The sequence below is a fragment of the Pedobacter sp. Leaf216 genome, from assembly GCF_001421515.1.
Taxonomy (GTDB): Bacteria; Bacteroidota; Bacteroidia; order Sphingobacteriales; family Sphingobacteriaceae; genus Pedobacter.
In genome coordinates this window covers 349,803-362,501 of record NZ_LMKM01000012.1, presented here as the reverse complement: position 1 = coordinate 362,501, position 12,699 = coordinate 349,803, and the positions used below count along the sequence as shown (strand labels likewise).

The following is a 12,699-nucleotide window of genomic DNA, read 5'->3' as shown; positions in this document are numbered from 1 at the left end:
GAGATGTTTAATATTTACAACACAAAAGTACAGCGCAGGTTTTGAATAGAGATTGATGTATGGTAAGAAAGGAATGATAGATTGAAAGCAGGATTGAATGATAGATTGAAAGCAGGATTGAAGGCTGGATAGAAAGATAATATTTTCAGATCAACTTTTAATATGCCATTCACTCATTTAAAATTGGCTATGGCCTGAAATGTTTATTTGCCAGTTCTTTTCTAACCCGGCTAAGCGATTCGGGAGTAATGCCGAGGTATGATGCAATCATCCATTGTGGTACACGAAGGGTAAGATTGGGGTATAGTTTTATAAAATCGAGGTAACGTTCTTCAGCAGTCGCACTCAAAAGCATATTAATTCTTTTTTGCATAAAGCGGATAGAATTATTTAACAGCCTGATTTGCATGGGTTGTAAACAAGGTACCTGCCTTGCTGCCTCTTCCATAAAATTATTGGGCATTAATACAGCTTCTGTGGTTTCAATGGCATCGATAAAAAATATTGATGGCTCATTGTTCATGTTGTTGCGGTCGGATACCAGCCAGTTTTCTGGGGCAAACTGCAAAATATGTTCTTTTCCTTTCGCATCAATCGAATAAGCACGCAGCAAACCTTTACCTACAAAATATCCGTGTTTAAAATTATCGCCGGTATACTGAAGTATTTCGTTTTTTTCGAATTTTTTAACCTTTAAAACAGATGATATGCTTTCGAACTGTTCATCAGTAATCTCAATTTTTTCCTGTAAATATTTTTGGAACTGATGAATCATAAATTGTGAGGTTATTTTTTTACGGGTTTAATATCGGAAAAATCTACACCACATTTGCAATTTCCACCACAACCATCTTTTTTTACCTGTAAAGATTTAAAAACCAAACGGCCAACATATACCAATGCTACTGCAAAAAGTAGAAAGACTAAAATCGTTTGAATATCCATAATACAAATATAAAGGCTTTTAGTATTTTGGTGTTCAGATGAATGTAAATATATTGGAGTGCTATGTATAATTAACTGCAAAGTGCACAAAGCATTTCGGAGAGAAACATTAAGTTTTACCACAGAGATAACCGAGTTTTACACGGAGGGCACCGAGAGGTTTTTAGTGCGGTTTTTGCTACGGATGCACAGAAAGCACGGAAAAATTATTTCTCTGTGTTTCTTTGTGCCATTTTCTTCGTGACTCGGTGGTTAATCTTCGACTTCTTAGATTATACGAAATCATTAAAATTTTACCACAGAGATAACCGAGTTTTACACGGAGGGCACCGAGAGGGTTTTTAGTGCGGTTTTTGCCACGGAGTCACAGAAAACACGGAGGGATTGTATCACTGTGTACTATCCTTTTTTTTTAGTACCCTCATTTTGATTAATACTGACTAATTTTAAACCCGTGAAACTACCGCCATCGTCATGCTGAATTCATTTCAGCATCTTTATTGCTAAATAGACCCTGAAATAAATTCAGGGTGACGGCTATGAACCAAAAATGTCTGTGGTAGACTTTTAAAGAAATATTAATAATCGAAATGGGGTTAGTGTATTTTACCACAGCAAAAGCGAACACCGGAGATACTTAGCATAGTTTCCGTGACATCCGTGTTTCCGTGGCTGAATGATTATTGAGTTAATAATTGTTATGTTCTCTGTGCCTCTTCTCTGTGCGCTCGGTTGTTAAATAAATAATATTTGGGTCTTCCTTTCGCTGTCTTTACGATTAAAGTAAAGTCATTCCTCCATAAAACCTATCGTACCACCAACCCAATCGAAATCGGCATTGTAGCGCACGCCAATCATTTTGCCTTTGCTCAACCTAGCCAAGTTAATGCAAAGCTGGGGTTCACCACCATCGGGCCATAAATACATCATCCTGATTTCAGCTTTTACGCCACCATCAGGTGCCTGTACTGCTGGCTCGTAATTTACTTTTTTCTGCAAAATCCAGTTTTCAGGATCTTTAATATTGATAATGTCTGTTTCAGTTACATCAATAATTACCCCCATACCGGCAAAGGAGAACAATGGCTTTAAAACATAGTTTTCTAAATCTTTTGGGATTGTATTTAAGTCATTTAAAAAACGTGTTTCGGGTACAAATTCGCTTTTTAAAAATGGCATGGTATATTTGCTGATCCGGTAGAACCAATTAGGGTGTGTTACCCATTCTATATCCAGTTCTTCGCGGGGATCAAAACTATTATTAAATATTTCGGTATTGTTTGCAACTTCATCAAAAATTAAGCGGTTATAAATTCTTTTTAATTGAATCTGTTGGCCGTTTTCTTGATAAAACAATTGCTTCCCTATCTTTCTGATGTCTTCCAGTCCTAAAATCTTAATGCCCAACAATTTTTGGGTAACAAAGAAATCTATAGCTGTTTTTTGATTTGGAGCATCTAAATCCATTAGGGCAACTTCGTTTGGTTGATGATTGCCGATGATAACTTCTCTTAGCAGATTAATATATCGCTCTTCATTAAAACCATTTAATAAATGGTTCAAGGAGCCGTCGATCTCAAAATTAGCGCGAAAGGTTTTGGCCAAATGGTGCTGAAAGCCATATAGTGATGGAAAACCCTGCATTTCAATGAGCATAGGTGTAAGTTCTCCCTCATCATTTTTGCAAATGCCAAAATCAAACGTCAGAAAGTGTGGTTGTTCATTTTCATTAGGCACGTTCCAATTTGATGGAATAGCCTGTTGAGTAAGCGTTTTAAAATCGGTCTGTTTAATCAAATTTATGATTTCTTCTCCTGCTGCAATTAACTTTTCTTTTAGCACTTTGGGAAAAAATACAGGCGTTTCTGCAACCCTGAACGGAATTTCGGCATAACCATGTTGCAATTCTGTTAAAAAAGTTTGGTATTTCTCTTCTGTAAATTGCTGATTGTATTTTTGGCGTTGAGCAGGTATCATAAGGTGGGTATTAAATCAATACTTAAGAAATATCGTCATTTCGACCGTAGTGGAGAAATCTTTGAACTTAATATTTTAGCATTTCTATAGATTTCTCCATTCCGCTACGCGCCAGTCGAAATGACGACTTAATGCAATGACTTATACCACTTGCAAATTGCCAATTGCTTTTTGCAAGAAATTAGGTAAAATAACACTTTGAGTAAGCACAATTCTTGCCGGATCGTCTAAACTGTTTAACATATCAAGGTATTTTTGTTCGCCATGCATATCAACAATTGCTTTCTTCTTTTCCTCTTGAAGTAAATACATTTTCATGCCTACCGGATCAGCTTCGGGATGAAACTGTGTGCCGATAATTTCGTCAGTAATGCGGATCGACATCATACAGCGTTCTAAATCAACATGTTTCCGTTCTTTTTCAATGGCTAATAATTTTGCGCCCTTTTTCTCAAAAGCGTCAAAATCTGGCTCAATCACTTGCCAATCTCTACTATCAACAGAGAAGAAAGGATTAGTTATGCCATTAAAAATTTCGTCTTTTTCCCCATCCTCAGTTAAAGTAATCGGGAAAATTCCAAAAGCGTTAGAACGCCTTTCAGTTACATTGCCTAATCCATATTTTCTACAGGCCAGTTGAAAGGAATGACAGATTAGGAAAGCGTATTTTTTTCTTTCTTCATGCTGCTGATTATATGCTTCAATCTGATCTAAAAGATCAAAAAAATCATTTTCCCATTTTTCACCTTTGCTTTCAATCGGACTGCCAGGGCCACCGCTAGAAATGTAAGCATCATACCCGATGTTGGGTATTTCGCCTTTCTGCCTTAAATCGAAAATATCGAAACTTAGGTTGACATTATTTTCATTTTTGAAACGGGATAAAATTTCCTGAATCCCTCGCATACCCTGATTAGGTGCACCGTTATTCAAGTCGATAACGGCTACCTTTAAGCCACTTTTATCCATTATAAAATTACTTTGCGCCTATAAGTGTTTGAGTAGTAATGTAATCTACCACTGCCTCAAAGTTACCAGTTTGTTGGTAAACCGCCAACTGTCTGTCGGCCCCTGTACCATGCTCTAAAATTTTGTGCACATAATTAATGTCTTCCCTGCAACCTAAATCATCTACTACATCATCCACAAAATCCAATAATTCCAGCACAAGGTTGCGGCAGTTTACTTCCATTTCCTTACCAAAATCGATTAGGTTTCCATCAATCCCATAGCGGGCAGCACGCCATTTATTTTCGTTTATCAATGCTCTGGAGTAACTGATAAATTCCATATTCTGTAAGCGCAGTTTATATAATTTGGCGCAAAGTGCCTGAAATAAGGCTGTAAAAGCCATTGTTTCATCAATCAACATTGGGCAATCGCAAATGCGGAATTCAACAGTATCAAAAAATGGATGTACGCGGATATCCCACCAGATTTTTTTTGCATTATCCATGCAATTGGTTTTGATGAGCAGTTTTACATAATTATCGTAGTCTTCTATGCTATTGAAAATATCTGGAATACCTGTACGTGGAAATTTATCAAAAATTTTAGTTCTAAACGATTTGTAACCTGTGTTTCTTGATTCCCAAAATGGAGAATTGGTTGATAAGGCAAAAACGTGGGGTAAAAAATACCTCACCTGGTTGGCGATATGAATGGCCAACTCGCGCGATTGAAAGCCTACATGTACATGCAAACCAAAAATTAGGTTAGAACGGGCAGCTTCCTGCAACTCGTTCACAATTTCATTGTAACGCGGATGTTCTGTAATCAATTGCTTCTCCCAATGCGAAAATGGGTGAGTACCAGATGCACCAATTCTTAAACCCTGCTCGCCGGCAAGCTGCGATACGGTATAACGCAGCTGCGAAATTTCTTTACGTGCCTCGGTTGTATTTTTGCAGATTCCGGTACCCACTTCCACAACGGCCTGGTGCATTTCTGCTTTAACCTGGTCTTTATGTATTTTTTGTGCGGCCTCTACAATTTTTTGGTCGTGAGAAGTAAGCTCTCTGGTAACGGGATCAATCACCATATACTCTTCTTCTATGCCCAGCGTAAACTCGTTCATCCTAATTTTGATTAAAATATGAATCCCAATTATTTTTTTGCTGCAGCTTTTTTAGGTTTTGCTGGTGTTTTTTCGGTTGCTGCGGCTTTTTTTGGAACCGCGGTTTTAGCTGCTTTCGGTGCTGTTTTGGTTATTAAGGGCGTGCCGCCAACTGAAGATTTAATGTATTCGCCCCAAGTTAAATTATCCTGACCGTCTTTTTGGGCTTTAGCCCTTTCTATGGCATAATTAGCAGTAGTTTCTACTACCCAGTCGAAATTTTCTTGTCCAACACTTTTAATATCAGCATCGGGAGCGGGGTTACAAAAATCAATTGCGATTGGCACACCATCACGAACGGCAAATTCTACGGTATTAAAGTCGTAACCTAAATATCTGCATAGTTTCAATGTATATTCCTCAACGGTTTTGAGCAGTTTCGGATCCGGCGATTTGCCTTCGGTGGCATAACGCAAATGGTGTGGATTACGCGGATCGTACTGCATAATACGAACGTGTTTACCGCCAATGCAATAACACCTGAAATATTCTTCGAAAATAATTTCTTCCTGCAAAAGCATCACGAGTTGTTGCGTGCCGCTATGTTTGTCGAAAAAGTCTTCCTTATCATGCAATTTATAAACATCTCTCCAGCCACCGCCATCATAAGGTTTCATATAAGCCGGAAAACCGGTGTATTCAAAAATGGCATCCCAATCTAAGGGCATGGTTAAATTAGAAAAACTTTCACCAGTTGTTCCTGTAGGATGTTCTCTAGATGGAATTAAAGCTGTTTTGGGTACGGGTACGCCAATTTGCTCTGCAAGTGCATTATTAAAAAATTTCTCATCTGCACTCCACCAAAATGGATTATTGATCACTGCGGTACCAGTAATTGCCGCATTTTTTAACGATGCACGGTAAAAAGGCACATCTTGTGAAATGCGGTCGATAATTACCGAATAACCCAATGGTGCGTTCTGAAATATTTTGTCGATTTTAACAGCTTCGGCGGTAATGCCTTTTTCTGCTTTTTGGTTAATCCTTTCGATTACGGCTTCAGGAAAAGAACGCTCCTGTCCGAATAAAATCCCTATTTTCTTCATTGGTAAGTATTAAGTTTAATTCTTTAACTGGTTAATCGGTTAATTGTTTGATTATTATAGTCATCAACTCAAAACTTCAAATTCACGGCTCAGTACTCATCCTATAGCTGTGCGATATAATTTGGAAACATCTCTCTCCAGATTGGCCAGTCGTGATCGGCATTTTGGCGGATATCCAGCCAGTGGTCTATACCTTTTTTATGAAGGATTTCTGATAAACGTTCGTTATCAGGTTTACACATGTCGCGATCAGTTGTGCCCAAAACAATTTTCATGTAGTGCAACTCCGGATTGCTGTTGTTTAAAAGGTAATCAACCGGATTGTTAAAATAAACGTCATCGTTGTAAAAACCATCTAACTGACCGGATATATCGAAGGCACCACTCATGCTAAACATGTGGCTCACCAGCCATGGGTGCCGAAAAGCAAAGTTTGCTGCATGATAGCCTCCAAAACTACAGCCAGCGGTAATAATTTTGCTATGCCCGGTTTCTTGCCGCGCCAATGGTGCAACTTCCTCCAGTAAATACTTGTCGTACCAGATGTGATTTTTTACCCGATCTGCGGGATGAATACTTTTATTATACCAGCTCAGCTTATCAACGCCATCAGGGCAATAGATTTTAATCTTTCCTTCATTGATAAATCCCTCAACAGAATCTATCAGTTTGAAATCCTTATTTTCAAAATATCGACCCATGCTTGTCGGGAACAGTAGGATAGGGATACCACCGTGACCAAAGATGAGCATGTCGATTTCGCCACTTAAATTCGGGCTGTACCATTTCTTATGTTCTTCTTTAACCATAATAACAATTGAATGATTTAAGGTATAAATTAAAATTTGTAAAACGAACAGTTTGAGTGCTAAAATTGAAGCAAATAAAACTGTATTGTAAAAATTAACCTATGATAATTAATAGTTTAGCAAGATATGTACCTTTGCCCCGAATTCTGAGGCGATAGCCATGTGATAGGGGATTTTGAATATGATGTACACAACAATTTTATCGGTAAAGGTTAATAAAAGCAATTTTAAAATTCCATCTGCTTATTTAAAGCACGAGGTAGAAATAGATATTTACACACCTGAAGGTATTTTAGGGAATGAGAAAATAGAGCTCCTTTTATTGAATGATGGACAGGATGTGGCCAAAATGGATTTTAGGCGAATTTTAGAAGATGCCCACCATGGTAAAAGAAACCACAGATTAATTGTTGTAGCCATTAATGCATCAGAAGATCGTGTAATGGAGTATGGTGTGGCAGGTATGCCTGATTTTAAAGGCCGTGGTGCCAAAGCCGGTTTATATAGCGATTTCGTAATTAAAGAACTTTTACCTTTTGTTAAAAAGAAAATTGCCATGCCAATTACCGGTAAAACGGGTTTTGCGGGATTTTCTTTAGGTGGTTTATCGGCTTTTGATATAGCGTTGAACAATCCTGTTGCTTTTGATGCCGTTGGTGTTTTTTCGGGTGCATTTTGGTGGAGGAAAAAAGACCTTGCGGAAGGTTATACCGATGCCGATCGGATTATGCATGCCAAGCTAGAAAGTTCATCTACCAAACCCGATATGAAATTCTGGTTAATGACAGGTACTGAGGATGAAAAGGCAGACAGAAATAAAAATATGATTATCGATTCGATCGATGATACTATAGATATTGTTAAAATACTTTTAAATAAAGGTTATAAAAGACCTGAAAATGTTTTTTATTATGAAAAAGTGGGAGGTAAACACGATGTTCCTACCTGGGAAAGCGTAATGCCTGCTTTTTTAGATTGGGCCTTTGAGGTTTAATAATAATTTAGATTTTCCCCAAAAGAACATTCATTTTTAAACTCAGCTTTTTTGCGCCGATTTCATTCAAATGATCTCCATCGTAAAAATCTTGTGCCTGGAACGTGCTATCTTGCAATAGGTTATAGTATTTGATGGTTTGATGCGCACTGTTTAATTTTTTGATGGTAGAAAGTGTGGCATTTAATTGCTGTTTACTCAAATGTGATACATAAGATTTATACGCCGGACTTGTAAATAATAAAATTTTGATGTGTTTTTGCTCACCAAATGCAATTATTTCATCCAATAAATGTAGGTTGGCAGCATATTGAAGGTTATTTTTTGCTGTATGCCTTGCTGCTGCTGCTGTACCGCTTTTAATTAGATTTTTATGTTTTACTGCCTTATAGCTCCATCCCCAGCCTAAATTACTGCAACTGATATCATTTTCACCTTTGAGGTAATAACTGTAAAGATGAGTTAGATTAACGCCGAGTTTGTTGCTTAGCATTTCTGTACCATTGAAAATCTTATGATCGGTGTTGATATCGTAATAAATGCGGTAATTTTTTGCCCGCCAGGCTTCCGGGCTGTTTTCTAAACGGCCGTAAAATGAAAAATAATCCACCGGAATAACAATATATTTCAAGCTTTTCCACTTATGCTCATATTTCCTTAATATTTCGAGGTCGTAATCGAATGACTGTGAAATATAACTCGCGTTGAAACTCGATTTGATATATTTAGGATCAATACCATAATAAACATGAGAACTGCCCAGAAATAAGGTATTTACTTCCTCCGCATGGTGATCGAGGTAATTTTTTTTGTATTCATAATCGTTTGGAATTCTTCTGATCAGTAGTTCAAAAATAAAACCCATTAAAATGATCGGAAGGAGGAAAACGCTTATATATTTAATCAATTTTTTCATAACGTTAAAATTGAAAGTAAATAAATTGCTGTTCTGCTCCGGCAAAAAAGAAAATCGCCAATACAAAGCCATAATAAATGCCCCATCTTATCGGTTTTGGCCACGATAAAGCAAATTTTGATATGGCGTATTGTTCCATCCTGCCATTCCATTCTATCAGGATAAATAAGGCCAGTAAAAGGAATAATTTAACAGGCAGTATTTCTGGAAGGCTGAAAAATGATTCGGAACCAATTGATGATAGGATATTAAATGCATGTTGAACTGAATTTGCCCTGAAAAATATCCAGGCAAAAACAGTTAACGCAAATGTTAATATCATTGAAATAAATTCTTTTAAGCTTGGAAACGTCCGCCCTTGCGCAACAGTATCAAGGTTTGATCGGTTGGTATTAAAAATAATCGAAGGCATAATGTAGAGTGCGTTCAGCAGTCCCCAGATTATGAATGTCCAGTTTGCACCATGCCAGAAACCACTTACCAAAAAGATGATAAAAGTGTTCCGTATTTTTATCCAGGTGCCGCCTTTGCTTCCTCCCAGGGGGATATATAAATAATCTCTAAACCATGTAGATAGTGAAATGTGCCACCTGCGCCAAAATTCGGCAATATCTCTGGAGAAATAAGGGTAAGCAAAATTCCTCAGCAGTTCTATCCCAAATAACCTTGCTGTACCGAGGGCGATATCAGAATAACCGGAAAAATCACCATAAATCTGAAAGGCAAAAAAGATGGCACCAAGCAATAATGTACTTCCTGAATAATCTGCAGAATGGTTGAAAATTAAATTTGCATAATTGGCACATTGATCTGCAATCACAATTTTTTTAAATAATCCCCATAAAATCTGTCTTAAACCGTCAATTGCTTTACTGTAATCAAACGATCGTTCCTTTTTTATTTGAGGAAGCAAATGTGTTGCCCGTTCAATTGGCCCGGCTACCAGTAAAGGGAAAAAACTCACAAATAATGAATAATCAACAAAGTTTTTCTCTGCGGTTATCCGGTTTTTGTAAATGTCGATAACGTAAGATAAACCATGAAAAGTATAAAAAGAAATCCCGACTGGCAAAATCACTTTTAGCGTCCATGGGTTTACCTGAAGGCCAAAATTGGCAATGGCTTCGGCAAAAGAATCTGCAAAGAAATTATAATACTTAAACACACCCAAAAAACCCAGATTAATCGAGATGCTTAACCAGAACCAAAATTTTTTAGACTTGCTATTTTTGCTTTCGGCCATCTTTAAACCTGTAAAATAATCCAATAGGGTAGAGAAGATGAGCAGAAATAGGAAACGCCAATCCCAGCAGGTATAAAAGAAATAGCTTGCAGCCAACAATAATAGGTTCTGGGCTTTTAAGCGTTCTTTTCCTAATGCCCAGTACAGCACAAAAATAATTGGTAAGAAAACCGCAAAGCTAAAGGAGTTAAACAGCATGGCGTTAAAATTATACTTCTTTTAGGAATAAAATTAATGCTTTAAGCTATCTGGTTAATACCTTATTAAAAGTTGTACGGCTAATTGTTTAAAGGTGTAAAGTATGCTGTGTAACTATTTTACGTAATCTTTATCATTGTATTTCAGAAAAATACCGGTGTCAAAAATGGTCCACAGGCAACTTTTTTGTCCGCATGATTTTAATGCTGCATTTGCCCAGGTATTACAGGTTTTAAAAATGCTATAACTTCCTTTTGCTTCATAAAAAGCATCACCGATATCGTAATGGATGTTTGATTTGACATTGATTAAATGCCCAGCGTCATTTTTTTTAAAACTCGCTAAGATGTAATTAATGAGCTGTTTGTATTGCGCTTTGCTGATTAGGATTTTTCTACAGTTCACATCTATCTGTACATTTTGGTAATAAGTAGTGTGCATTGCAGAAGTGCTTAAGCCAGAAATAGCCCTAAGCCCATTACTGAGTTTTAGATCCGAAAACTCGGGTGTTTCGAGGTAGAATTTTTTATCTCCCCAACCCATAGCCAGGTATTGGTACGTGCTATCGGCTTCCAGCGTATTCTTATAACTGATTTCTTTTGTCCAGTTAATTTCTTGGGTAACTGCCGGAACGATGATATCTGTATGTACACCATTCGTCATGATATAAATGGCAATTTCCTTTTTGTTTGCCGGGTTTTTATTGATGGTTATCCGGGAGAAACAAAAGGCGCAGAGAAAGTAAAACAGGATAAAACCTATCAGTATAAAAAGCGAATTGCGGGTATAGCGGAGAATCTTTTTAGGCATACTTTTTAATATAAACTTCTCAATCTATGCCATTAATATACACAATGTTGATTGATTCCCTAACGATGGCCTGCTGAAATTTTTAAGGTAAAGGCAATTACCTCGTTTTTAAAATAATATTCGCCGTGCATTTCTTTCGGCAACTGCTCGTAGGCATCTCTAATGTTATCAACGATAAAATAATCAGGAAATTCTTTTTGTGAAGCGGAGTCGTGGTAAAATTTCATTTTCAGGCCAGCTTGTTCATAACCTGTTTCGGTTAAAAACAGGGAAGTTTTTTTGCTTTTAAAACCAACGGTTCTAATTTCGCTGGCTGCAATATAACCATCTGCCAAGGAAAGCTTAATGGTCATATCTTTGGTTTTACCTACATAGTATTCATATTCAAATGCTTTCTGTGCGAAAACGTAAGCAGGAGAAACTATTAAAATAAAACTGGCAATAATTATAAATGCTAGGGTTTTAAAAACTTTCATCAGGCATAAATTAAAACTTTCTATAAACAGCTGGCTTATTCAATAAAGCTAGAAATAAAATTAATGTGGTGCTATCAATTTTGTCGATAAGTATATCGATAAACATGATTTTTTGGGGCTACAACTTATATCTACCTTCATAATATGATAAAAGGATTATTTGAAACGCATATATATGTTGAAGATTTGGCAAGATCGATAAATTTTTACAGCAATGTTTTGGGTTTAACGCAATGCCATTATGAAGAGAAACGCAAAATTGCTTTTTTCTGGATCGGCAAGCCGAAAGAGGCTATGCTGGGGATTTGGGAAAAGCCAAAGAATGAGATTGATATCAGGCATTTTGCTTTTAGCTGCGATGTGGATGATGTGCTAAACAAATCTGTCGGTTTTTTGGAATCTAAAAACCTAAAGCCCTATAATTTTCTCAACAATGGCAATCACGAACCGATGGTTTTTGCCTGGATGCCAGCTTTGGCTATTTATTTTAATGATCCTGACGGGCATGCATTGGAGTTTATTGCCATTTTAGAAGGGGCGGCAAGGCCAGGTTTGGGTGTAATTTCGTACAAGGATTGGTTGGCATTAGCAAATGATTAACCAGCAAGTTTCGATAAAGCCTCGGCGGTTGAACTTAGAAAGTTAATGTGGTTACCTTTATTGCTTTCGTAAATAAAATCTTTAATGCTTTTGCTCTGGTATGCGCTAAAATCGCCAATAATGGTTAAGCGTACCCGATAATTTGAAAACTTCTGAAGAATTTCTCCTGCCATTCCGTTTTTAAGATCAAAAAAAGCAGGTATAATGTTTTGTTGATGGATAATTATTTTGTCAAATCCCTGGTAATATAGGTTGCCCAATAAGTCTAATCCATCTTCTGCGTGCTTAATAATTAATTCTTCTGAAGTTACTTCAACAATTTGAATATCTTTTACGGTATGGGGTATAATTTTCATTTGTTTTCGAATATGGATAGGTGTTTTGCTATGCTAAATTAAGTTTAATATTTTGAAGAAGTTTTTGCAAAAGATCATTTGGGAAATAAAAAAAGTATTGCTTTTCGTTCCATTTAAAAATGAGATAATTACAACATTATCATCATATTAAATAGTGAGAGATATAGTAGAAAATCCATTTCAAAACACTATCTTTGCGCCAAATTTGAGGCG

At 36.8% G+C, this 12,699-nt stretch carries 14 protein-coding genes; 2 read left to right on the top strand and 12 right to left on the bottom strand.

Translation table 11 applies throughout. The features are described 5' to 3' along the window. Positions 1-187 precede the first annotated feature (187 nt). From ASE74_RS11360 to ASE74_RS11335, 7 genes are all read right to left on the bottom strand, one after another. Positions 188-775 carry a Crp/Fnr family transcriptional regulator gene (locus ASE74_RS11360; RefSeq protein ID WP_055908753.1) on the bottom strand — a complete coding sequence of 196 codons (588 nt, stop codon included), beginning with the start codon at positions 773-775 and terminating at the stop codon, positions 188-190. An 11-nt stretch (positions 776-786) separates the two neighbouring features. Beyond that, entirely contained in the window at positions 787-945 is a 159-nt protein-coding gene (locus ASE74_RS24395) for a FeoB-associated Cys-rich membrane protein (RefSeq protein WP_082458743.1), read from the bottom strand. A gap of 789 nt (positions 946-1,734) precedes the next feature. Further along, positions 1,735-2,922: a hypothetical protein gene (locus ASE74_RS11355; protein ID WP_055908750.1), complete on the bottom strand. Its 1,188-nt coding sequence runs from the start codon at positions 2,920-2,922 to the stop codon at positions 1,735-1,737. A gap of 141 nt (positions 2,923-3,063) precedes the next feature. Next, positions 3,064-3,891, bottom strand: coding sequence for a type 1 glutamine amidotransferase (locus ASE74_RS11350; RefSeq protein ID WP_055908747.1), 828 nt, complete (start codon positions 3,889-3,891; stop codon positions 3,064-3,066). A 7-nt stretch (positions 3,892-3,898) separates the two neighbouring features. After that, positions 3,899-4,999 carry a carboxylate-amine ligase gene (locus ASE74_RS11345; RefSeq protein ID WP_055908745.1) on the bottom strand — a complete coding sequence of 367 codons (1,101 nt, stop codon included), beginning with the start codon at positions 4,997-4,999 and terminating at the stop codon, positions 3,899-3,901. 29 nt (positions 5,000-5,028) lie between these two features. Next, a complete protein-coding gene (locus ASE74_RS11340; protein WP_055908741.1) occupies positions 5,029-6,084 on the bottom strand; it encodes a RimK family alpha-L-glutamate ligase in 1,056 nt (351 codons plus the stop codon). A gap of 101 nt (positions 6,085-6,185) precedes the next feature. After that, a complete protein-coding gene (locus tag ASE74_RS11335) occupies positions 6,186-6,893 on the bottom strand; it encodes an esterase family protein (protein ID WP_055908738.1) in 708 nt (235 codons plus the stop codon). Between the two features lie 181 nt (positions 6,894-7,074). On the opposite strand from ASE74_RS11335, the gene ASE74_RS11330 reads away from it, so the two are divergent. Next, positions 7,075-7,887 (top strand): esterase family protein, encoded by an 813-nt coding sequence (locus ASE74_RS11330; RefSeq protein WP_055908735.1) that lies wholly within the window; start codon positions 7,075-7,077, stop codon positions 7,885-7,887. Positions 7,888-7,894: 7 nt separating this feature from the next. On the opposite strand, the gene ASE74_RS11325 is transcribed toward ASE74_RS11330, so the two are convergent. The 4 genes from ASE74_RS11325 to ASE74_RS11310 form a co-directional block, all read right to left on the bottom strand. Next, complete coding sequence (locus tag ASE74_RS11325; RefSeq protein WP_157255405.1) at positions 7,895-8,803, bottom strand: hypothetical protein; 909 nt, start codon at positions 8,801-8,803, stop codon at positions 7,895-7,897. Positions 8,804-8,807: 4 nt separating this feature from the next. Beyond that, complete coding sequence (locus tag ASE74_RS11320) at positions 8,808-10,244, bottom strand: MBOAT family protein (protein ID WP_055908729.1); 1,437 nt, start codon at positions 10,242-10,244, stop codon at positions 8,808-8,810. Positions 10,245-10,358: 114 nt separating this feature from the next. Further along, entirely contained in the window at positions 10,359-11,054 is a 696-nt protein-coding gene (locus ASE74_RS11315) for a TIGR02117 family protein (RefSeq protein ID WP_055908726.1), read from the bottom strand. Between the two features lie 59 nt (positions 11,055-11,113). Next, positions 11,114-11,530: a hypothetical protein gene (locus tag ASE74_RS11310; protein WP_055908723.1), complete on the bottom strand. Its 417-nt coding sequence runs from the start codon at positions 11,528-11,530 to the stop codon at positions 11,114-11,116. Positions 11,531-11,674: 144 nt separating this feature from the next. Between ASE74_RS11310 and ASE74_RS11305 the strand changes: the two genes are divergently transcribed. Next, positions 11,675-12,130, top strand: a complete 456-nt coding sequence (locus ASE74_RS11305) for a VOC family protein (RefSeq protein ID WP_055908718.1) — start codon at positions 11,675-11,677, stop codon at positions 12,128-12,130. Here ASE74_RS11305 and ASE74_RS11300 read toward each other — a convergent pair. Next, positions 12,127-12,486 carry a DUF4180 domain-containing protein gene (locus tag ASE74_RS11300; RefSeq protein ID WP_055908715.1) on the bottom strand — a complete coding sequence of 120 codons (360 nt, stop codon included), beginning with the start codon at positions 12,484-12,486 and terminating at the stop codon, positions 12,127-12,129. The two genes, ASE74_RS11305 and ASE74_RS11300, sit on opposite strands and share 4 nt — an antisense overlap. Between the last annotated feature and the right edge of the window lie 213 nt (positions 12,487-12,699).

Excerpts from the sequence above, each read along its gene's own strand:
- ASE74_RS11360 (WP_055908753.1), bottom strand. The coding sequence starts at position 775 with ATGATTCATCAGTTCCAAAAATATTTACAGGAAAAAATTGAGATTACT.
- ASE74_RS24395 (WP_082458743.1), bottom strand. The coding sequence starts at position 945 with ATGGATATTCAAACGATTTTAGTCTTTCTACTTTTTGCAGTAGCATTG.
- ASE74_RS11355 (WP_055908750.1), bottom strand. The coding sequence starts at position 2,922 with ATGATACCTGCTCAACGCCAAAAATACAATCAGCAATTTACAGAAGAG.
- ASE74_RS11350 (WP_055908747.1), bottom strand. The coding sequence starts at position 3,891 with ATGGATAAAAGTGGCTTAAAGGTAGCCGTTATCGACTTGAATAACGGT.
- ASE74_RS11345 (WP_055908745.1), bottom strand. The coding sequence starts at position 4,999 with ATGAACGAGTTTACGCTGGGCATAGAAGAAGAGTATATGGTGATTGAT.
- ASE74_RS11340 (WP_055908741.1), bottom strand. The coding sequence starts at position 6,084 with ATGAAGAAAATAGGGATTTTATTCGGACAGGAGCGTTCTTTTCCTGAA.
- ASE74_RS11335 (WP_055908738.1), bottom strand. The coding sequence starts at position 6,893 with ATGGTTAAAGAAGAACATAAGAAATGGTACAGCCCGAATTTAAGTGGC.
- ASE74_RS11330 (WP_055908735.1), top strand. The coding sequence starts at position 7,075 with ATGATGTACACAACAATTTTATCGGTAAAGGTTAATAAAAGCAATTTT.
- ASE74_RS11325 (WP_157255405.1), bottom strand. The coding sequence starts at position 8,803 with ATGAAAAAATTGATTAAATATATAAGCGTTTTCCTCCTTCCGATCATT.
- ASE74_RS11320 (WP_055908729.1), bottom strand. The coding sequence starts at position 10,244 with ATGCTGTTTAACTCCTTTAGCTTTGCGGTTTTCTTACCAATTATTTTT.
- ASE74_RS11315 (WP_055908726.1), bottom strand. The coding sequence starts at position 11,054 with ATGCCTAAAAAGATTCTCCGCTATACCCGCAATTCGCTTTTTATACTG.
- ASE74_RS11310 (WP_055908723.1), bottom strand. The coding sequence starts at position 11,530 with ATGAAAGTTTTTAAAACCCTAGCATTTATAATTATTGCCAGTTTTATT.
- ASE74_RS11305 (WP_055908718.1), top strand. The coding sequence starts at position 11,675 with ATGATAAAAGGATTATTTGAAACGCATATATATGTTGAAGATTTGGCA.
- ASE74_RS11300 (WP_055908715.1), bottom strand. The coding sequence starts at position 12,486 with ATGAAAATTATACCCCATACCGTAAAAGATATTCAAATTGTTGAAGTA.